This is a genomic window from Streptomyces sp. ME02-8801-2C (genome assembly GCF_033793965.1).
GTDB lineage: Bacteria > Actinomycetota > Actinomycetes > Streptomycetales > Streptomycetaceae > Streptomyces.
Map to the genome: position 1 here is coordinate 18,490 of NZ_JARAXP010000001.1, position 20,858 is coordinate 39,347.

Annotated in this window: 19 protein-coding genes; 14 read left to right on the plus strand and 5 right to left on the minus strand. The window is 70.1% G+C overall.

The window, feature by feature from the left end; genetic code table 11:
• Window positions 1-120 precede the first annotated feature (120 nt).
• Both PV396_RS00095 and PV396_RS00100 read left to right on the plus strand, forming a co-directional pair.
• Window positions 121-1,263 carry a glycosyltransferase family 4 protein gene (locus PV396_RS00095; RefSeq protein ID WP_319199475.1) on the plus strand — a complete coding sequence of 381 codons (1,143 nt, stop codon included), beginning with the start codon at window positions 121-123 and terminating at the stop codon, window positions 1,261-1,263.
• Between the two features lie 154 nt (window positions 1,264-1,417).
• Window positions 1,418-3,004 (plus strand): GMC oxidoreductase, encoded by a 1,587-nt coding sequence (locus PV396_RS00100; RefSeq protein ID WP_319199476.1) that lies wholly within the window; start codon window positions 1,418-1,420, stop codon window positions 3,002-3,004.
• Between the two features lie 34 nt (window positions 3,005-3,038).
• Here the strand turns inward: PV396_RS00100 and PV396_RS00105 are convergent, their stop codons facing one another.
• On the minus strand, window positions 3,039-4,835 hold the full coding sequence (locus tag PV396_RS00105) for an AMP-dependent synthetase/ligase (RefSeq protein ID WP_319199477.1): 1,797 nt from the start codon (window positions 4,833-4,835) through the stop codon (window positions 3,039-3,041).
• A 348-nt stretch (window positions 4,836-5,183) separates the two neighbouring features.
• Between PV396_RS00105 and PV396_RS00110 the strand changes: the two genes are divergently transcribed.
• The 6 genes from PV396_RS00110 (at window position 5,184) to PV396_RS00135 (ending at window position 10,593) form a co-directional block, all read left to right on the plus strand.
• Window positions 5,184-5,939, plus strand: coding sequence for a metallophosphoesterase family protein (locus PV396_RS00110; protein WP_319200570.1), 756 nt, complete (start codon window positions 5,184-5,186; stop codon window positions 5,937-5,939).
• Between the two features lie 138 nt (window positions 5,940-6,077).
• Complete coding sequence (locus PV396_RS00115) at window positions 6,078-6,518, plus strand: SRPBCC family protein (protein WP_319199478.1); 441 nt, start codon at window positions 6,078-6,080, stop codon at window positions 6,516-6,518.
• Between the two features lie 150 nt (window positions 6,519-6,668).
• Window positions 6,669-7,862 carry an ArsA family ATPase gene (locus PV396_RS00120; protein WP_319199479.1) on the plus strand — a complete coding sequence of 398 codons (1,194 nt, stop codon included), beginning with the start codon at window positions 6,669-6,671 and terminating at the stop codon, window positions 7,860-7,862.
• A 57-nt stretch (window positions 7,863-7,919) separates the two neighbouring features.
• Complete coding sequence (locus tag PV396_RS00125; protein ID WP_319199480.1) at window positions 7,920-8,441, plus strand: DUF5304 domain-containing protein; 522 nt, start codon at window positions 7,920-7,922, stop codon at window positions 8,439-8,441.
• Window positions 8,442-8,576: 135 nt separating this feature from the next.
• Complete coding sequence (locus tag PV396_RS00130) at window positions 8,577-9,530, plus strand: ROK family glucokinase (protein ID WP_319199481.1); 954 nt, start codon at window positions 8,577-8,579, stop codon at window positions 9,528-9,530.
• A gap of 307 nt (window positions 9,531-9,837) precedes the next feature.
• Window positions 9,838-10,593, plus strand: coding sequence for an endonuclease/exonuclease/phosphatase family protein (locus PV396_RS00135; RefSeq protein ID WP_319199482.1), 756 nt, complete (start codon window positions 9,838-9,840; stop codon window positions 10,591-10,593).
• A 46-nt stretch (window positions 10,594-10,639) separates the two neighbouring features.
• Here PV396_RS00135 and PV396_RS00140 read toward each other — a convergent pair whose 3' ends face one another.
• Together PV396_RS00140 and PV396_RS00145 are read right to left on the minus strand one after the other, a co-directional pair.
• Window positions 10,640-11,236, minus strand: coding sequence for a hypothetical protein (locus tag PV396_RS00140; RefSeq protein ID WP_319199483.1), 597 nt, complete (start codon window positions 11,234-11,236; stop codon window positions 10,640-10,642).
• The gene (locus tag PV396_RS00145) at window positions 11,229-12,110 is read right to left on the minus strand and encodes an alpha/beta hydrolase (RefSeq protein ID WP_319200572.1); all 882 of its coding nucleotides are present in this window, start codon (window positions 12,108-12,110) and stop codon (window positions 11,229-11,231) included. Before PV396_RS00145 ends, PV396_RS00140 begins: the two co-directional genes overlap by 8 nt.
• A gap of 189 nt (window positions 12,111-12,299) precedes the next feature.
• Between PV396_RS00145 and PV396_RS00150 the strand changes: the two genes are divergently transcribed.
• The 4 genes from PV396_RS00150 (at window position 12,300) to PV396_RS00165 (ending at window position 16,209) form a co-directional block, all read left to right on the plus strand.
• Window positions 12,300-13,040, plus strand: a complete 741-nt coding sequence (locus PV396_RS00150; RefSeq protein ID WP_319199484.1) for a lysophospholipid acyltransferase family protein — start codon at window positions 12,300-12,302, stop codon at window positions 13,038-13,040.
• A gap of 61 nt (window positions 13,041-13,101) precedes the next feature.
• Entirely contained in the window at window positions 13,102-14,367 is a 1,266-nt protein-coding gene (gene macS, locus PV396_RS00155) for a MacS family sensor histidine kinase (RefSeq protein ID WP_319199485.1), read from the plus strand.
• Between the two features lie 35 nt (window positions 14,368-14,402).
• Window positions 14,403-15,098 carry a response regulator transcription factor gene (locus PV396_RS00160; RefSeq protein ID WP_319200574.1) on the plus strand — a complete coding sequence of 232 codons (696 nt, stop codon included), beginning with the start codon at window positions 14,403-14,405 and terminating at the stop codon, window positions 15,096-15,098.
• A gap of 82 nt (window positions 15,099-15,180) precedes the next feature.
• Window positions 15,181-16,209 carry a 6-phosphofructokinase gene (locus tag PV396_RS00165; RefSeq protein WP_319199486.1) on the plus strand — a complete coding sequence of 343 codons (1,029 nt, stop codon included), beginning with the start codon at window positions 15,181-15,183 and terminating at the stop codon, window positions 16,207-16,209.
• A 99-nt stretch (window positions 16,210-16,308) separates the two neighbouring features.
• Here the strand turns inward: PV396_RS00165 and PV396_RS00170 are convergent, their stop codons facing one another.
• Window positions 16,309-18,168 (minus strand): anthranilate synthase family protein, encoded by a 1,860-nt coding sequence (locus PV396_RS00170; RefSeq protein WP_319199487.1) that lies wholly within the window; start codon window positions 18,166-18,168, stop codon window positions 16,309-16,311.
• A 350-nt stretch (window positions 18,169-18,518) separates the two neighbouring features.
• Between PV396_RS00170 and PV396_RS00175 the strand changes: the two genes are divergently transcribed.
• A complete protein-coding gene (locus PV396_RS00175) occupies window positions 18,519-19,871 on the plus strand; it encodes a class II 3-deoxy-7-phosphoheptulonate synthase (protein WP_319199488.1) in 1,353 nt (450 codons plus the stop codon).
• Window positions 19,872-20,030: 159 nt separating this feature from the next.
• Window positions 20,031-20,261, plus strand: coding sequence for a bacterioferritin-associated ferredoxin (locus PV396_RS00180; protein ID WP_319200576.1), 231 nt, complete (start codon window positions 20,031-20,033; stop codon window positions 20,259-20,261).
• Between the two features lie 34 nt (window positions 20,262-20,295).
• On the opposite strand, the gene bfr is transcribed toward PV396_RS00180, so the two are convergent.
• Complete coding sequence (bfr, locus tag PV396_RS00185; protein ID WP_319199489.1) at window positions 20,296-20,775, minus strand: bacterioferritin; 480 nt, start codon at window positions 20,773-20,775, stop codon at window positions 20,296-20,298.
• Window positions 20,776-20,858 lie beyond the last annotated feature (83 nt).

Here is a 20,858-nt window from a genome sequence, read left to right on the forward strand (position 1 = left end):
TCGTGCTGTCGTGCGTGCGGCCATGATCTCCCGAGCGGCTGTGCGAATGCCGCAAACCGGGCCGGACACCTGTGAGGGTTCTGGAAGGGTGCGGGGGGCGGTTCGGTAGGGTCGTCCGCGATGCGAAAGACCCTGATCGTGACGAACGACTTTCCGCCCCGGCCGGGCGGCATCCAGGCCTTCCTGCACAACATGGCCCTGCGGCTCGATCCCGACCGGCTGGTCGTCTATGCCTCCACCTGGAAGCGGGGCCCCGAGGGGGTCCGGGCCACGGCCGCCTTCGACGCCGAGCAGCCCTTCACCGTCGTACGGGACCGGACGACGATGCTGCTGCCGACGCCCGCGGTCACCGCACGGGCCGTCGGGCTGCTGCGTGAACACGGGTGCGCGTCGGTGTGGTTCGGGGCCGCGGCGCCGCTCGGGCTGATGGCTCCGGCCCTGCGGAAGGCGGGCGCCGAGCGGCTTGTGGCGACGACCCACGGTCATGAGGCGGGGTGGGCGCAGCTGCCGGCGGCGCGTCAACTGCTGCGCAGGATCGGCGAGTCGACGGACACCATCACCTACCTCGGCGAGTACACGCGGTCGCGGATCGCCGGCGCGCTGACCCCGCGGGCGGCCCGGCGGATGGTCCAGCTGCCGCCCGGGGTCGACGAGAAGACCTTCCACCCGGGGTCGGGGGGCGCCGCGGTCCGCGCCCGGCTCGGGCTCACCGACCGGCCTGTCATCGTGTGCGTCTCGCGGCTGGTCCCGCGCAAGGGGCAGGACACGCTGATCCTGGCGATGCCCCGCATCCTCGCGGCCGAGCCGGAGACGGTCCTGCTGATCGTCGGCGGCGGCCCCTACGCGCGGGAGCTGCGCAAGCTCGCGCACGAGACCGGTGTCGTCGACTCGGTCCGCTTCACCGGGCCGGTGCCCTGGTCCGAGCTGCCCGCCCACTACGGGGCCGGGGACGTCTTCGCGATGCCGTGCCGGACGCGCCGGGGCGGTCTGGACGTCGAGGGGCTCGGGATCGTGTACCTGGAGGCGTCCGCGACGGGACTGCCCGTGGTCGCCGGGGACTCGGGGGGCGCGCCGGACGCGGTCCTGGACGGCGAGACCGGCTGGGTGGTGCGCGGCAGCTCCGTGGAGGAGACCGCCGACCGGATCACCGTCCTGCTCGGCGACGCCGAACTGCGTGCCCGGATGGGGGAGCGAGGGCGCGCCTGGGTCGAGGAGAAGTGGCGCTGGGACCTGCTCGCGGAGGAGCTGAAGAAGCTGCTGTGACGGCGGTGCCCGAAGGTCCGGACACATCCGACGACATATAGGTACGCACCTACTAGGCGGAAGTCGAAATTCCGCCGATGCTGCGGTCATGACAGAAAAGCTGATACACCGTCAGTTGATGCAGCATCAGCTGACGAGACGTCAAATACTGGGCATGGCCGCCTTCCAGACGGCCGCCGCCCTCGGATTCACCCGCGTCGGCCTCCAGTCCGCCCAGGCCGTCGAACCCGCCGCCGTCGAGTCCGCCCCCGCCATCGTCATCGGTTCCGGGTACGGCGGCGCGGTCGCCGCTCTCCGCCTCGGACAGGCCGGCATCCGCACCCTCGTCATCGAGATGGGCCGCCTCTGGAACACGGCGGGCCCCGACGGCAAGATCTTCTGTTCCACCGCCGCCCCCGACAAACGCTCCATGTGGTTCAAGAACCGCACCGAGGCACCGCTGGCCAGCTTCCTGTGGCTGGACGTCGTCAACAAGGACATCACCCCCTACCCCGGCGCCCTGGACCGCGTGCACTACGACGCCATGTCCGTGTTCCTCGGCCGCGGGGTCGGCGGCGGTTCGCTGGTCAACGGCAGCATGGCGGTCACCCCTCTCCAGTCGTACTTCGCCGAGCAGTTCCCCGGCGTCAACACCGCCGAGATGTACGGCACCTACTTCCCGCGGGCCCGCGCGATGCTCGGTGTCAACAGCGTGGACTCCGCCTGGTTCGAGTCCACGGAGTGGTACCGCTTCAGCCGGATCTCCCGCAAGCACGCCGAGAAGACGGGCCTGAAGACCACTTTCGTACCCAGCGTCTACGACTTCGACTACATGCAGCGCGAGGCGGCCGGCACGGCCACCAAGTCCGCGCTCGGCCAGGAGGTCATCTACGGCAACAACTACGGCAAGCGCAGCCTCGACAAGACGTACCTCGCCTCCGCGCTCGGCACCGGCAACGTCACCATCAACACCATGGAACGCGTCAGGGCGATCACCCGGGCCGCCGACGGGACGTACGTCCTGACCGCCGACCGGATCGACGACACCGGCACGGTCGTCCAGACCAAGCAGTACGGGTGCACCTATCTGTTCCTCGGCGGCGGCAGCGTCGGGACCACCGAACTCCTCGTGCGGGCCCGGGAGACGGGCACACTGCCCGCGCTCAACGCCGACGTGGGCACCGGATGGGGGACCAACGGCAACGTGATGCTCGGACGCGCCAACCACCTGTGGGACACCGTCGGGGCCAACCAGTCGACGATGCCGGTCATGGGCATCGACGACTGGGCCAACACCGCCAACCCCGTCTTCGCCGAAATCGCCCCGCTGCCAACGGGGTTGGAGCACTGGGTGAGCCTCTATCTGGCGATCACCAAGAACCCGGAACGGGCCTCGTTCACCTACGACGCGGCGACCGACTCGGCGCGGCTGCGGTGGAGCGCCGCCCAGAGCGCGGTGTCCGTCGCCATGGCCAAGAAGCTGTTCGACCGGATCAACTCGGCCAACTCCACCATGTACCGGTACGACCTGTTCGGCTCCAACAACAAGATCTTCGCCGACGACTTCACCTACCACCCCCTGGGCGGCTGCGTGTTGGGCAGGGCGACCGACAACTACGGGCGGGTGAAGGGGTATTCGAAGCTGTACATCACCGACGGTTCGCTGGTGCCCGGGTCGATCGGGGTGAACCCGTTCGTGACGATCACCGCGCTCGCGGAACGGACGATGGCGCGGGTCCTCGCCGAGGACACCGCGCCATGAGACCCAAGGGGTTCAGCAGGGCCGACCGGGCTTACTAACCCTGGTAGATCGCCTCGATCTGGTCCGCGTAGTCCTTCGCCACCACATTGCGCTTGAGCTTCAGGGACGGCGTCAGGTGGCCCGACTCCTCGGAGAACTGGGAGGCAAGAATGCGGAACTTCCGCACCGATTCCGCCTTCGACACCGCGGCGTTGCCGTCGTCGACCGCGTCCTGGACCGCCGCGAGGAGATCCGGGTCATGGGCGAGCGACGCCGCGGTGGACCCGGCCGGCTTGCCGTGCTCGTCGGCCCAACGACCCAGGAACTCCTCGTCGATGGTGACGAGCGCGCCCACGAACGGCCGCCCGTCGCCCACCACCATGCACTCCGCGACCAGCGCGTGCGCGCGGATGCGGTCCTCGATCACGGCCGGGGCGACGTTCTTGCCGCCCGCGGTCACGATGATCTCCTTCTTACGGCCGGTGATGCTCAGGAAGCCGTCCTCGTCGAGGGTCCCGATGTCACCGGTGTGGAACCAGCCGTCGGCCAGCGCCTCCTCGGTGGCGCCCGGGTTGTTCCAGTACCCCTTGAACAGGTGCTCGCCGTGCAGCAGGACCTCGCCGTCGTCGGCGATGCGCACGACCGAGCCGGGCAGCGGCTGGCCCACCGAGCCGATCTTCTGCCGGTCCCAGGGGTTGAACGCGGTGGCGGCACAGGACTCGGTGAGCCCGTAGCCCTCGAGGACTGTGAAGCCGATGCCCCGGAAGAAGTGCCCGAGCCGCTCACCGAGCGGAGCGCCACCGGAGATGGCGTACTCGCCCTTGCCGCCGAGGACCGCGCGCAGCTTGCTGTAGACCAGCTTGTCGAACGTCCTGTGCTTGATCTTCAGGCCGAGGGACGGGCCCGACGGGGTGTCCAGCGCCCGGCTGTACGCGATCGCCGTGTCGGCGGCCTTGTCGAAGATCTTGCCCTTGCCGTCCGCCTGCGCCTTGGCCCGCGCCGAGTTGTAGACCTTCTCGAAGACACGCGGTACACCGAGGATCAACGTCGGCCGGAACGAGGCGAGTTCGTCGGTGAGGTTCTTGATGTCCGGGACGGTGCCCAGCTTGATCGGCGCCATCATCGGCGCGATCTGCACCAGCCGCCCGAAGACATGTGCGAGGGGAAGGAAGAGAAGGACCGAGCACTCGCCGGTACGGAACAGGGGCCGAAGCCGCTCGACGACGTTGCCGCACTCGGCGAAGAAACTGCGGTGGGTCAGCACACAGCCCTTGGGCCGTCCGGTCGTACCGCTCGTGTACACGATGGTCGCCGGGTCGTCGGCCTTCGCCTGCGCGCCGCGCTCCACGACGGTCGCGTCAGAGACGCCCTGGCCGGCCCGCCCCAGCTCCTCCACCGCGCCGGCGTCGATCTGCCAGACGTGCTTCAGTTCGGGCAGTTGATCGCGCACCGACTCCACGGAGGCGGCGTGGCCGTCCAGTTCGACGATGATCGCGGTGGCTCCCGAGTCACTGAGGATCCACTGCACCTGCTCGGCGGAGCTGGTCTCGTACACGGGCACGGTCACCGCGCCGGCGCACCAGATCGCGAAGTCGAACAGCGTCCACTCGTACCGCGTACGGGACATCAGGGCGACCCGGTCGCCGGGTGCGATCCCGGCGGCGATGAGGCCCTTCGCGGCGGCGTTCACCTCGGCGAGGAACGTCGTGGCCGTCACGTCCTGCCACGCGCCGCCCACCTTGCGGGCGATGACGGCGACATCCGGATGCTGCGCGGCGTTTCGACGGACGATGTCGGTCAGATTTCCGTCGGCGGGGACCTCGTACAAAGCCGGAAGGCTGAACTCGCGCAAGACTGCTGCTCCTCATAGGGCGCCGGCGCCACGACGTTGTGCGATGCGACGGTGCGGTCCATGGCTCGGGCAAGTACTCGAGGACCCGTAGGTGAAATCCTGAGTACGACTGGACTGCCTGGACGTTACCCGTCGGTATGGCCCCTACGACAGGGGGGCCCGGCGAGATGTTCGCGGCATCACACGGGATTGGTGTCTTTTACGCACAGTAGTGCACGGTTTTCTTGACCGGCCAGTAATCGTGGGCGACCCCCCTGTTCTGTTCACCCGCGCCCCACACGCCTACCCTTGATCGCCATGGCACCCACACCGCGGGGCAACCCACGTGCGAAGAGGACGCGTATCCATGTGGTCAGCGACGTGCACGGCAACGTGCGGGACCTGGCCGAAGCCGGTGCGGGTGCCGACGCCCTGATCTGTCTGGGCGACCTGGTCCTCTTCCTCGACTACGCCGACCACTCGCGCGGCATCTTCCCCGACCTCTTCGGTGCCGAGAACGCGAGCCGCCTCGTGGCGCTGCGCACGGCCCGCCGCTTCGAGGAGGCCCGCGAACTCGGCGCCCGGCTGTGGGCCGGGGTCGGCGCGGACCGGGCGACGGTGATCGAGAAAGCGGTGCGCAAGCAGTACGCCGAACTCTTCGCCGCGTTCCCCACACCGACGTACGCCACCTACGGCAACGTCGACATGCCGACACTGTGGCCGGAGTACGCCGGACCGGGCACCCAAGTCCTCGACGGGGAACGGGTCGAGATCGGCGGCCGGACCTTCGGCTTCGTCGGCGGCGGCCTGCGCACGCAGATGCGCACGCCGTACGAGATCAGCGACGAGGAGTACGCGGCGAAGATCGAGGCGGTCGGCGAGGTCGACGTGCTCTGCACGCACATCCCGCCGGAGGTACCGGAACTGGTGTACGACACGGTCGCGCGCCGTTTCGAACGCGGCAGCCGTGCGCTGCTGGACGCGATCCGGCGCACGCGCCCCCGGTACGCGCTGTTCGGCCATGTCCACCAGCCGCTGGCCCAGCGGATGCGGATCGGCGGCACGGAGTGCGTCAACGTGGGGCACTTCGCGGGGAGCGGAAAGCCGTGGGCGCTCGAATGGTGACCCCGGTGACGGCCGAGGACCCCGGTGACGACCCGGGTCCGGGTGGCAACGGCCTGTCCCGCGCGGGGTAGCCTTCACGCTGCACATACGTGCGTACCAACCCTCCCTCACCGGACCGCATCTGGAGGAGCCACGGCGATGGCGGAATTCACCAGTTCGAGCATCACGATCGAGGCGGCACCGAACGAGGTGATGGCGGTGATCGCCGACTTCGCCCGTTACCCGGACTGGACCGGCGAGGTGAAGGAGGCGGAGGTCCTGAAGACCGACGCCCAGGGCCGCGCCGAGCAGGTCCGCCTGGTCATGGACGCCGGCGCGATCAAGGACGACCAGACCCTCGGCTACACCTGGACCGGCGAGCACGAGGTCTCCTGGACCCTGGTCAAGTCGCAGATGCTGCGGGCGCTGGACGGCTCGTACATCCTGAAGCCGGCCGGGGCCGGGGCGACCGAGGTCACCTACCAGCTGACGGTCGACGTCAAGATCCCGATGCTCGGCATGATCAAGCGCAAGGCGGAGAAGGTCATCATCGACCGGGCGCTGGCGGGCTTGAAGAAGCGCGTGGAGAACCCGAAGTAGCCCGCTTTTCAAACGCCGGACGGGCTGACATACCAGCCCGTCCGGCGTTTGAGGACGAGGCCGTTCAGGCCGAAAGCGGGGGTCTGGGGGCCGCAGGCCCCCAGGGACGGGACGGGTAGGGGCGGCGGGGGCGAGATACCGTTCACCCCCATGCGCACCATCCTCGTAACCGGCCCCGGCGGCTCGGGCCGCACCACCCTCGCCGCGGCCACCGCCCTGACCGCGGCGCGCGACGGCACCCCCACCCTCGTCCTCAGCACCGACCGCACCGACACCCTCGGCGCCGCCCTGGGCACCCCCACCGGCCCCACCCCCGTCCCCGTCCCGGGCACCCCCCACCTCACGGCCTGGCGCCCCGACGCCGTGACCCGCTTCCGCGCCGACCTCACCGCCTTCCAGGACCGCGCCGCGAACGTGCTCGACTTCCTGGGCGCCTCCCGGCTCGACCCCGAGGAGGTCACCCCGATCCCCGGCGCCGAGGAACTCGCCCTGCTGCGCGCCCTGCGCGACGCCGCGCTCTCGGAGGCGTACGAACTCCTCGTCGTCGACCTGCCGCCCACCCCGCAGGCCCTCGCCCTTCTCTCCCTCCCCGACGAACTGCGCCGCTATCTGCGCCGGCTCCTCCCGGCCGAGCGCCAGGCCGCCCGCGCCCTGCGTCCCGTACTCGGCCGCCTCGCCGGCGTCCCGATGCCCTCGGAGTGGCTGTACGACGCCGCCGCCCGCTGGGACGTGGAACTGGCCGCCGTCACCGCGGTCGTCGAGGACCAGGACACCGTCGTACGACTGGTCGCCGAACCCGGCCCGGCCGGCACCGACGCCGTACGCGCCGCGACCACCGGACTCGCCCTGCGCGGCCTGCGCGCCGACGTGCTGCTCGCCAACCGTGTCCTGCCGGAGCCCTCGACCGACCCCTGGCTCGCCTCCGTCACCGCCCAGCAGCGCAAGACGATCGACGCATGGGCCGAGTCGGCCCAGGCCCCCGGGGCGTACGCCGTCCACCAGGTCCCGCACCTCGGCCACGACCCGCGCGGCACCGACGACCTGGCCGCCCTGCGCGCACCCGCTGTCAACCGGACCCCCGCCCCCATCGAGTGGCCCGTCACCGACCACCTGGCCGACGACGGTGTGCTCGTCTGGCACATCCCGCTGCCCGGCGCGATACGCGACGAGCTCGACCTCGTCCGGCGCGGCGACGAACTCGTCCTCACCGTCGGCCCGTTCCGCCGTATCGTCCCGCTGCCCTCGGCGCTGCGCCGCTGCACGGTGGCCGGCGCCGCCCTGCGCGACGGCGAGCTGAGGATCCGATTCACACCGGACCCCGGTCTGTGGCCGCAGACACGATGAACCGCGTACGTCCATTCGGGTACCGTCGTAGAGACGAACCGTAGTCAGGAGCCCGCCATGAGCGAAGAGCGCCCCACGTCCGACGCCGCTCGGGGGGAGGCCGCCGGCGAGGCACCGTTCGAGACGCCCGCCACCGACTCCGACGCGTGGGCGAAGGCCTGCGCCGAGGACCTCGAGGCCGAGAAGGCGCGTCGCCGGACGCAGTACGGGCCGCCCCCCGGCTCGGCCGCCGAGGAACTGCGCAAGCTCGTCGACGCCGTCTCGGACAAGCTGTCGTCCCTCCAGTCACCTCTGCTGGGCGCGGTCGCCCAGGGCACCGCCCAGCAGGTGGTGCGGCAGGTCGTCCAGCAGGCGAAGGCCGCCGTCGAGCCGGTGATCGAACGCAATCCGGACGTCTTCGACCACCTGGCAGCCGCGGGCAACGAACTGTTCGCCGCCTACCGCTCGGCCGTCGAGTCCCAGGAACGCCGCTGGACGAGCCGGGAGACCCATCGTGAGAAGTCGCGCGGCGAGGACCGGGGCCACGACCGGGACGAGGGCACCGGCTCCGGCTCCGGCGAGCGCATCGACCTGGACTGACAGCTCCCTCGATCACTGACAGCCCCCTCATTTCGGGCCCCGCCGGGTCTGCCCACCGTGCGGACGACGAGAACCCGGCGACAGGGCCTCGGGTACCGTTGTCCGTAGCGGGGCTCGACCGAAACTGAGGGATTCATGGGACTCACCATCGGCGTCGACATCGGCGGCACCAAGATCGCGGCCGGCGTGGTCGACGAGGAAGGCAACATCCTCTCGACCCACAAGGTGCCGACCCCGGGCACGCCCGAGGGCATCGTGGACGCCATCGCCGCCGCCGTCGAGGGCGCGCGGGCCGGGCACGAGATCGTCGGCGTCGGCATCGGCGCGGCCGGATACGTGAACCGTCAGCGTTCCACGGTCTACTTCGCGCCCAACATCGACTGGCGCGAGGAGCCGCTGAAGGACAAGGTCGAGGCCCGCGTGGGCCTGCCGGTCGTCGTCGAGAACGACGCGAACGCGGCGGCGTGGGGCGAGTACAAGTTCGGTGCCGGCAAGGGCCACCGCAACGTCATCTGCATCACCCTCGGCACCGGCCTCGGCGGCGGCATCATCATCGGCAACAAGCTGCGCCGCGGCCACTTCGGCGTGGCCGCCGAGTTCGGCCACATCCGGGTGGTCCCGGACGGGCTGCTGTGCGGCTGCGGCAGCCAGGGCTGCTGGGAGCAGTACGCGTCGGGACGCGCCCTCGTCCGGTACGCCAAGCAGCGCGCCAACGCGACCCCCGAGAACGCGGAGCTGCTTCTCTCGCTGGGCGACGGCACCCCCGAGGGCATCGAGGGCAAGCACATCTCGATGGCCGCACGACAGGGCGACCCGGTCGCCGTCGACTCCTACCGCGAACTGGCCCGCTGGGCCGGCGCGGGCCTCGCGGACCTGGCCTCGCTCTTCGACCCGTCCGCCTTCATCGTCGGCGGCGGCCTCTCGGACGAGGGCGAACTGGTCCTCGACCCCATCCGCAAGTCCTACAAGCGCTGGCTGGTGGGCGGCAACTGGCGCCCGGTCGCCGACGTCATCGCCGCCCAACTGGGCAACAAGGCAGGCATGGTAGGCGCAGCAGACCTGGCAAGAGAACCCGACCCGATCATGTAGAACACCCGCACACATGTACCTGCTCGCCGTCCCCTGACAAGAGGGCGGCGAGCAGTCTTACCCAGGGGCGCGGGGAACTGCGCGACAAGCCCCCACCGGCGGCTGGCCAACCACCAACCGCACCCCCCTAGGGGCGCGGGGAACTGTGCGAAAGCCCCCACCGGCGGCTGGCCAACCACCAACCGCACCCCCCTAGGGGCGCGGGGAACTGCGCGAAAGCCCCCACCGGCCGCCGGCCAACCAACAACCGCACCCCCACGGCGGGTTACCACCACCCCCCTTACCTCACCTACGTATCTTGACCAACATGGCGACGAACCCCCCGCTACCAGAACCCCGCACGAACCCCGACGGTTCCGCCGTCATCCGAGTCCTCAGCTACAACATCCGCTCGATGCGCGACGACAACACCGCCCTCGCCCGAGTCATCACCGCCTGCACCCCCGACCTGGTCCTCATCCAGGAAGCCCCCCGCTTCTTCCGCTGGCGCAAGAAACTCGCCCGCCTCGCGGCCGCCTCCGGCCAGGTACTCCTCTCCGGCGGCGCCACCGCTGCCGGCCCCGCCCTCCTGTGCTCCCTGCGCGCGACGGTCGAACGCACCGAGGACGTCCTCCTCCCCCTCACTCCCGGACAGCACCGCCGAGGCTTCGCGACAGCGGTCGTCCGCTTCGGGGAGGCCCGGCTCGGCGTACTGAGCTGCCATCTGAGCCTGCACAGGGAGGAGCGGTACGAGCAGTCGGGGCTGCTCCTCGACCGGCTCGCCGCGCTGGACGTACCGCACGCGGTCGCGGGCGGTGACCTCAACGAACGCCCGGACGGCCGCAGCTTCCGGCGACTGGCCACGGGCCTCCAGGACTGCTGGACCACCGCTCCCTGGGGCACGGAGTACACCTCGACGCCCACCGACCCCCATCAGCGGATCGACGCGATCCTGGCCACGCCGGGCATCGAGGTCCTCGGGTGCGGGGTGCCGGTGGGTCTGCCCGGTGTGACGGAGACAGACCTGAGGGCGGCCACGGACCACCTTCCGGTCCTGGCCGCCCTCAGAGTGCCGACTGCGTGACAGTGCTCGGAGCGATCACAGCGATCGCGTGATCACGGGGTGGCCGTCAGACCACGGCCCCCCGCCCCGGGTCCTGCTCGTCGTCCTCGTCGCCCTTCATCCGCATCACCAGCGTCGCGAACCCGCCGAGGAACCCGCCGATGCCCAGGGTCGTCAGCCACCAGGTCATGTCCCAGCCCAGCAGCACGGCCAGCAGAAGCAGGACCGGACCGCCGAGCACGCCCAGCCAGGCGAACCGGGCGGTCGTGTCGGAAGCGGGCAGCGGAGGCGGCTCCGGGGGGACGAAGTGGCCCTCGTCGTCATCGTCGAAGTCGTCCTCCGACCCCTCCGGCATGCTGTAGTCGCGCGGGCCGCCGACTCCCGGGGCGAAGGCGACGGAGCTGCCCAGCGGCTTCGCGGGCTGCCCGTCGCCCTTGGCCACCTTGTCGGCGTTGCCCTTGGGGTCGGGGTCCATGGATTCGTCGGTGTCGTCGTTCGGTTCCGGTTCGAGCAGGGCCAGATCCTCGACGGACTTGAACGGTTTCGCGCCGGGCGGGTCCGGCGGCTCGTCGCCGTACGCCTCCACGATCGCGGCCCACGCGGCCGCCTCGTCGAAGGGCACCCCCTTCTCCTCCGGCTCGCGGTCGGAGTCGTGCTCAGCCACCCGTGGCCGTCCCTTCCTGCTGCCCCACCTGGTCTGACCGCCGGCTCTGGTGCGGTACCTGCGCGTCACCGGCATCCAGTCCGACCGGGTCCTGGGAGTCCTTCGACTCCTCGGCCCCCTCACCGGCCGCGGGTGCGAGCCGGAGGACGAACGCGTGGCTCTCCTCGAAGATCCGGTCCGCATCATTGTCCAACGTCGCGACGTGGTAACTCTGTTCCAGCACGATCTCCGTGACGTCCGTGGACGACACCCGGCTCAGCACCCGGGCCGAGTCGGCCGGCGGCACCACATGGTCCGCCCGGCTGCGCAGCAGCAGCATCGGCTGGGTGACCTGCGGCAGCTCGCCGTCGACCAGACGGTAGAACGTCCGCATCGAGTGCGCCGCGTGCAGCGGAACCCTGGGGTAGCCGACCTCGGCGACGCCCTCCTTCTTGATGTCGCTCACGATGCCGGGCACCGAGGGCACGAGATGACGCACCACCGGAAGGGCGTACGCGGCAAGACCGTGCACCTTGTTCGCCGGGTTGACGACCACGATGCCGCTGATCCGGTCGCCGTACCGCGCGGCGAGCCGCAGGGTCAGCGCGCCGCCCATCGACAGGCCGAAGACGAACACCCGGGTGCAGCGCTCGAGCAGGGCGCGCAGCTCCCGGTCCACCTCCGCGTACCAGTCCTGCCAGCCGGTGAGCTGCATGTCCTCCCAGCGCGTGCCGTGCCCGGGCAGCAGCGGCAGCGAAACGGTCAGTCCGCGCTCGGCGAGGTACTCCGCCCAAGGGCGCAACGACTGCGGGGAACCGGTGAAACCGTGACAGAGGAGGACTCCGACCTCCCCGCCCTCATGGCGGTACGGCTCGGCTCCAGGAAGGACCGGCACCATCGGTCTCCTGTTCATGGGGTGGGTTACTGGGGTGGGTGATCACGCATGGAAGCCACGAGGCTTCGAGGCGTACTTCACCGTACGCGACCGCACTGACACCGACCAGGGCCGTCGGGTTCTTTGCCGGTGCCGCGGGATAAGGTCTGATCTACAGACTCGGGAGGCACTCGGTTGTTGTACGGCGCGATGAAGGTTTCCGTCGGGGTACCGCTGAAGGTCGCCTTCAGGCCCTGGGTGGAAGGCCTGGAGAACGTTCCCGCCGAGGGTCCGGCGATCCTGGCGAGCAACCACCTGTCCTTCTCCGACTCCTTCTTCCTGCCCGCGGTCCTCGACCGCAAGGTCACCTTCATCGCGAAGGCGGAGTACTTCACGACGCCCGGCCTCAAGGGCCGGATGACCGCCGCCTTCTTCAAGGGCGTCGGCCAGCTGCCGGTCGACCGCTCCGGGGCTCGCGGTGCGGGCGAGGCCGCGATCAGAAGCGGGGTCGAAGTCCTGGAGCGCGGTGAGCTGTTCGGCATCTATCCGGAGGGCACGCGCTCGCCCGACGGCCGCCTCTACCGGGGCAAACCCGGTGGCCTCGCGCGCGTGGCGCTCGCCACCGGGGCGCCGGTCATCCCGGTCGCGATGATCGACACGGAGAAGATCCAGCCGCCGGGCAAGGTGATGCCCAAGCTGATGCGCCCGGGCATCCGGATCGGCGAGCCGCTCGACTTCAGCCGCTACCACGGCATGGAACACGACCGTTTCGTGCTCCGGGCCGTGACCGACGAGGTCATGTACGAAATCATGAAGCTCTCCGGCCAGGAGTACGTCGACATCTACGCCTCGGCAGCCAAGCGCCGGATCGCCGAAGAGGCGAAGGCGGAGAAGCAGGCCGAGAAGCAGGCGCAGAAGGCGCTGGAGAAGGCACGGTCGAGCACCAAGTAGCGGTACCGGGCAGCGGTACCAGGGGGCGGATTCGGGGCGGGTCCGTCGGAGGGCGGGGGACATGGCCGTACGTGAGAAGGCCGTACGTGAGAAGGCCGGGCGCAGACAGACCGGTGCTCCGAAGATCGTGCGGATGTCGGTCGAGCAGCCGCTGTGGCGCGCGCTGACCGGGTACCGCATCCTGACGATGCTGTACGCGATCGGGCTGTTCGCCAACTCCTACGAGGAGTTCGCGCGGCCCTGGGTGGCCGTCGCCTACTTCTCGGTGCTGTTCGTCTGGAACTTCGCGACCCTGCCCAAGGTGGCGAACGCGGCCAACTGCACGAAGCGCTTCCTCGCCGCCGACCTCACCATCGCGCTCGCCGGGATACTCCTCACGCTCGTCGCCGAAACGCACGAGAGGATCGCCTCGGGCGGTCCCACGCTGCCGTCGATTTGGACGGCCGGATCGGTGCTGGCCTTCGCGATCAAGGGCGGCTGGCGCTGGGCGGCCTTCGCCTCGACCCTGGTCGCCGTCGTGAACCTGGTGGAGCGCGGTACCCCGGCCCGCGACACCGTCCACAACGTGGTCCTGGTGTGGGTCGCCTCCATCGCCATCGGGTACGTCGTCGAGGTCGCCCGCGCCTCCGAGCGCACCCTCGCCCGCGCCCTGGAGATCGAGGCCGCGACCCGCGAACGGGAGCGGCTCGCCCGGGACATCCACGACAGCGTCCTCCAGGTACTCGCGATGGTGCAGCGGCGCGGCGCCGTGCTCGGCGGCGAGGCGGGGGAACTGGGCCGGATGGCCGGCGAACAGGAGGTCGCCCTGCGCGCCCTGGTCTCCGGCGGCCTCGTACCGGAGTCACGGGCATCGGCGTCCGGGGCCGCCGCGGACCCGGCGGGGGAGTCGGCGCCTGACTCGCCCGACCCGGTGGACCTGCGCACCCTGCTCGTCCCGTACGCCACCTCGACGGTCACGCTCTCCGAGCCCGGCGCGCCCGTGCCGCTCGCGCGGGCCGCCGCGAAGGAGCTGGCCGCCGCGGTCGGCGCCGCCCTGGACAACGTACGCAAGCACGCGGGGGAGGGGGCGCGGGCCTGGATCCTCATCGAGGACGAGCCGGACTCCGTCGTGGTGACCGTGCGCGACGACGGGCCGGGCATCCCGGAAGGACGGCTCGCGCAGGCCGAGGGCGAGGGGCGGCTCGGCGTGGCCCAGTCGATCCGCGGCCGACTGCGCGATCTCGGCGGCGACGCCCAGCTGATCTCGGTGCCGGGGCAGGGCACGGAGGTCGAACTGACGGTACCGAAGGACACCAGAGCGGCACGGGGGAAGGCGGAGCGGCGATGACGGACACCGCGAACGAGAACAAGGACGAGAAGCCCATGAGCGGGACCGCAAGCGGAGATGACCGGCAGAGCCCTCTCCGGGTCATGGTCGTCGACGACCACCCCATGTGGCGGGACGCGGTCGCCCGCGACCTCGCCCAGTCCGGGTTCGACGTGGTCGCCACGGCGGGTGACGGCGAGCAGGCCGTACGCCGCGCCCGGGCCGTCACCCCCGACGTCCTCGTGCTCGACCTCAACCTGCCCGCGAAACCAGGTGTCCAGGTCTGCAAGGAGGTCGTCGGGTCCAACCCCGGGCTCCGCGTCCTGGTCCTCTCGGCGAGCGGCGAGCACGCCGACGTCCTGGAGGCGGTGAAGTCGGGTGCGACCGGCTACCTGCTGAAGTCGGCCTCGACGGAGGAGCTGATCGACGCGGTACGCCGTACGGCGGTCGGCGACCCGGTGTTCACCCCGGGCCTGGCCGGTCTGGTCCTCGGCGAGTACCGCCGCCTCGCCTCCGAGCCGGCACCGGCGGCGGGCGACGACGAACCCAAGGCCCCGCAGCTCACCGACCGCGAGACGGAGGTACTGCGGCTGGTGGCCAAGGGCCTCAGCTACAAGCAGATCGCCGACCGCCTGGTCATCTCCCACCGCACGGTCCAGAACCACGTCCAGAACACCCTGGGCAAGCTGCAACTGCACAACAGGGTGGAACTGGTGCGCTACGCGATCCAGCGCGGCCTGGACGACGAGTGAGAGCGGTACGGAGCCTCGACGCAGAGTGAGGCGCACGTCACACTGATCCTTCGTCAGGAACCCGCGGCGAAGGGACATTTCCATGCGCGTCGGAGTACTGACCGGAGGCGGCGACTGCCCCGGGCTCAACGCCGTCATCCGGGCCATCGTCCGCAAGGGCGTACAGGAGTACGGGTACGAGTTCGTCGGCTTCCGGGACGGCTGGCGAGGTCCGCTGGAGGGCGTCACCGTACGCCTCGACATCCCCGCCGTGCGCGGCATCCTCCCGCGCGGCGGCACCATCCTCGGCTCCTCGCGGACCAACCCGCTCAAACAGGAGAACGGCGTCGCCCGCATCCGGGAGAACCTCACCGCGCAGCAGGTCGACGCGCTCATCGCGATCGGCGGCGAGGACACCCTGGGAGTCGCGGCCCGGCTGACCGACGAGTACGGGATTCCGGTCGTCGGCGTACCGAAGACGATCGACAACGACCTGTCCGCCACCGACTACACCTTCGGCTTCGACACCGCGGTCGGTATCGCGACGGAGGCGATCGACCGACTGCACACCACCGCCGAGTCGCACATGCGCGTCCTGGTCTGCGAGGTGATGGGCCGCCACGCCGGCTGGATCGCCATCCATTCCGGGCTCGCCGGCGGCGCCAACGTCATTCTCATCCCCGAACAGCGCTTCGACACCGAGCAGGTGTGCGCCTGGGTGACCTCGCGCTTCAGTGCCTCGTACGCCCCCATCGTGGTCGTCGCGGAGGGCGCGATGCCCAAGGACGGCGACATGGTGCTGAAAGACCAGTCCCTCGACTCCTTCGGCCATGTCCGGCTGTCCGGCGTCGGCGAATGGCTGGCCAAGGAGATCGAGAAGCGCACCGGCAAGGAGGCGCGCACCACGGTGCTCGGCCATGTCCAGCGTGGCGGCACCCCCAGCGCCTTCGACCGCTGGCTCGCCACCCGCTTCGGCCTGCACGCCATCGAGGCCGTCCGCGACGGGGACTTCGGCAAGATGGTCGCCCTGCGGGGCACGGACATCGTCCGCGTCCCGATCGCGGAGGCCACGGCGAAACTGAAGACGGTCGACCCGAAGCTGTACGAGGAGGTCGGGGTGTTCTTCGGCTGACGGTGGGGTGTGGTTGCTCGCGCAGTTCCCAGCGCCCCTGCTTTTCAGGGGCGCTGGGAACTGCGCGACAAGCCCCCACCGGGCCCGCAGACGAAGGAACTACCGCGCCCGCAGGGACTGCACCCCCGCCACCAACTCCCGTACGACACTCGCCCCGTCCAGCGTCAGCACCGACTCCGGGTGGAACTGAACGCCTGCGAACCCGGGCCCCCGAACCGCATGCACCTCTCCACCCTCACTCCTGCTGACCTCGACCCCATGAGTCGCCAGCTCCGCCGCCGACTCGTCGTCGCAGTGCGCCACGAAGCTGTTGTAGAAGCCGACGGTCTCCGTCCGCCCGAACAGTTCGATCTCCGTCTGTGCTCCCTGGTACGGCACCTCCTTGCGTACGATCCCCAGCCCCAGCTCCACCGCGATCAGCTCGTGCCCGAGGCAGACACCGAGGACGCCGTGCCGGTGGTCCTGCAGCACCTCGGCGGTCAGCTCGCGCAGGAACCGCATCTTCGGGTCGGCCACATCGCCCGGATCACCGGGACCGGGCCCCAGCACCAGCGGCCCCTCGTGCCGTACGACGGCCTCCCGAAGCCCCGGTTCGTCGTAGCGCCGTACGGTCACCTCGAGGCCCGACGAGCGCAGGACGTGCGCGAGCATCGCCGTGAAGGTGTCCTCCGCGTCGACGACCAGCGCGTTCCCGGCCAGCTCCTCGGTCCGCTCCTGCATCCGCAGCCAGAACGGCGCCAGCGAGCCGCGCCGCCCGTCCAACGCGGCCCGCACGCGTGGATCGTCCATGAGCCGCGGCCGTACGCCCACCTCCCGGGGCCTTCCCGGTACGACACCCAGCGCCGCCAGCACCCCGGCAGCCTTGGCGTGGGTCTCGGCGACCTCACCCGCCGGGTCAGAGCCCCGGACCAGCGTGGCACCGACCGGCACCTTGAGCCGCCCGTCCGCCGCGATGTCGGCGGTCCGGATGAGGATCGGCGAGTCGAGGGTCTGCGCCCCTCCCGCATCCCGCCCCAGCAGCGCCAGCGCGCCCGCGTAGTAGCCCCGCCCGCCGACCTCGTGCCGTTCGATCACCCGGCAGGCGTTCTGCACGGGCGAGCCGGTGACGGTCGCCGCGAACATGGTCTCCTTCAGCACCTCCCGCACATCCAGCGAGGACCGGCCGCGCAACTCGTACTCGGTGTGCGCGAGATGGGCCATCTCCTTCAGCCGAGGACCGACCACGACCCCGCCCATGTCGCCGACGGTGCACATCATCTTGAGCTCCTCGTCGACGACCATCGACAGCTCCTCGATCTCCTTGCCGTCGGCGAGGAAGGAGAGCAGATGCTCGGGGGTCGGCCCCTCGGCCGGATAGCGGTACGTCCCGCTGATCGGGTTCATGACCACGGTCCCGCCGGACATCCGGACGTGCACCTCGGGGCTGGCCCCGACCAGCGTCCGCTCCCCGGTGTGGACCACGAACGTCCAGTACGCGCCCCGCTCGCCCTCCAGCAGCCGCCGGAACAGCGCGAGGGCATCGGCGCGTCCGAACCCCGGGATCTCACCCCCGTACGTCCGCCGGATGACGAAGTTGGCTCCTTCGCCCCGCCCGATCTCCTCCCGCAGCACCCGCCCGACGATGTCCGCGTACTCCTCGTCCCCGACATCGAAGCCACCGCCCTCCACCCGCACCTCGTGCGCGGGAAGCTGGTCGAGCGCCTCCTCGAGCGGGAGTTCGTACGTCTCCTCGGGCGTGAGCACCGAGAGCGGGGTGCCGTCGTCGCGGACGTCGAAACCGCGCTCGCGGATCTGGCGGAACGGGATGAGGGCGAGCCCCTGGTCGGGGATGTCGGCGAGCCGGTCGTACGTGCTCACCGGGCCGAGCAGCAGTTCGACCACCGCGTGATCGTGGCCGGGTGTGCGGCGGTGGAGCAGGGCGAACGGGCGGTTGTCGTGCAGGAGCCGGTCGAGTCGCATCGTTGTTCGTTCCTCTTCCATCGATCGATGACGGGATCAGTGATCGGGAGGAACGGCCGGCGCGGAGATTCGCGGAAGTCCGCTGAAACACCGAAGGCCGCCCCTCGGGCGGCCTTCGCGAAGTCTTGCGTACGCGCAGTCAGTGGGCCGCCGAGTGAGCGGGCCACCACCAGTTCTGGTTCTGGGTCGAGTGCGCGAACATGCGACGGACCATACACCACGGGCCGCGCGCGGATCGTGAACCGGCGCGCGGACCGGCCATTCCGCTCACCGGACCCGAACGAGCGAACCCTGTCTCACTTGATGAGCACGCGGATGGACGCCCGACACGACCCCGTAATGTTGGGGTCGTGACCGTGAACGCTAAGACCAGCGCGAGCGCTGGCAACACCTGGCGAGACCTGCCCGCGGCGCAGCAGCCCGAGTACCCCGACACCGAGGCTCTGCGCGCAGTCGTTGCGGAGCTCGAGTCGTATCCCCCGCTCGTCTTCGCGGGCGAGTGCGATCAGCTGCGCGCCCGGATGGCGGCCGTCGCCAAGGGAGAGGCGTTCCTCCTCCAGGGCGGCGACTGCGCCGAGTCCTTCGACGCCGTCGGCGCCGAGCACATCCGCGCCAAGCTCAAGACCCTCCTCCAGATGGGTGCCGTCCTCACGTACGCGGCCTCCGTGCCGGTCGTGAAGGTTGGCCGGATCGCCGGCCAGTACTCGAAGCCCCGCTCCAAGGGCACCGAGACCCGCGACGGCGTGACCCTGCCGACGTACCGCGGTGACTCGGTCAACGGCTTCGATTTCGACGAGAAGTCCCGGATCCCGGACCCCGAGCGCCTGAAGCGGATGTACAACGCGTCCGCGTCCACGCTCAACCTGGTCCGCGCCTTCACCACCGGCGGGTACGCCGATCTGCGCCAGGTGCACGCCTGGAACCAGGACTTCGTGAAGTCGTCCCCGTCCGGGCAGCGGTACGAGCAGCTGGCCCGCGAGATCGACAACGCGCTGAACTTCATGCGTGCCTGCGGCACGGACCCGGCCGAGTTCCAGACGGTCGAGTTCTACTCCTCGCACGAGGCGCTGCTGCTGGACTACGAGTCGGCGCTGACCCGCGTCGACTCCCGCACCGGACGGCTGTACGACGTCTCGGGGCACATGGTGTGGATCGGCGAGCGCACTCGGCAGCTGGACGGCGCGCACATCGAGTTCGCCTCCCAGGTCCGCAACCCGATCGGCATCAAGCTCGGCCCGACGACGACGGCCGAGGAGGCGCTGCAGTACATCGAGCGTCTCGACCCGGACCGCGAGCCCGGCCGGCTGACCTTCATCGTCCGCATGGGCGCCGACAAGGTCCGCGACAAGCTGCCCGAGCTGGTCGAGAAGGTCACGGCGTCGGGTGCGACGGTGGCCTGGGTGACCGACCCGATGCACGGCAACACCTTCGAGGCGGCCTCCGGTCACAAGACCCGCCGCTTCGACGACGTGCTCGACGAGGTGAAGGGCTTCTTCGAGGTCCACAAGGGGCTGGGTACGCACCCCGGCGGTATCCATGTGGAGCTCACGGGCGACGACGTCACCGAGTGCGTGGGCGGCGGCGACGAGATCTTCGTCGACGACCTGCACCACCGCTACGAGACGGCCTGCGACCCCCGCCTCAACCGCAGCCAGTCGCTCGACCTGGCTTTCCTCGTCGCGGAGATGTACAGGGACCAGTAGGCGGACTGCCTGTTACAGCAGACGGCGGTGGGGCGCGGATCACATACGATCCGCGCCCCACAGCACTTTTCGGGCACCGGCCAGCCGGGTAAGGTTAGGTTAACCTCACCGATCTTCGGGAGGGTGTGACCCTGCGATCCCGTACGGGAGGTGACCCGCGTGTACGTCTGCAACTGCTTCGGAGTGACCGAGGCGCAGGTGAAGAAGCATGCGGCGGACGGCGCCTGCACCCCCCGCCAGATCGCGTCGGCCTGCAAGGCGGGCACCGACTGCGGCTCGTGCGTACGGCGCATCCAGGCGCTGCTGGGCAGGGGCGCGTATCCCACCCGTGGGCTCGCGGACGAGGGCAGCCGACAGGTCCTGGCCGAACAGCTGGACGAAGCCGCCTGAGTCCTGGAGGCCGTCGGCCCGGGTGGGCCGGCTCTCAGCTCTCCGGCTGCTCGATGAGCTGCGCGATGTAGAGGGCCTCGCCGAGCTTCTCCACCAGTTCCAGCTGGGTGTCCAGATAGTCGATGTGGTGCTCCTCGTCCGCGAGGATCGACTCGAAGATGTTCGCGGACGTGATGTCGCCCTTGGCGCGCATGACCTCGATACCGCGCCTGAGGCGGTCGATCGCCTCGACCTCGACCTGCCGGTCCGCCTGGAACATCTCCGTCAGGGTCTGCCCCACCCGCACATGGAAGAGCCGCTGGTAGTTCGGCAGGCCGTCCAGGAAAAGAATCCGGTCGGTGAGGATCTCCGCGTGCTTCATCTCGTCGATCGACTCGTGCCGCGTGTACTTCGCGAGCTTTGTCCAGCCGAAGTTCTCCTGCATCTTCGCGTGCAGGAAGTACTGGTTGATCGCCGTGAGTTCGGCGGTCAGCTGCTCGTTGAGGAATTCGATGACCTCGGGGTCGCCCTGCATCGCAGAGGCTCCTTCCAAGCGGGGGACTGGGGAGGTTGCCGCCGAATGATTTCACCGCCGCCGAAGATCGTCCAGTAAGTGCG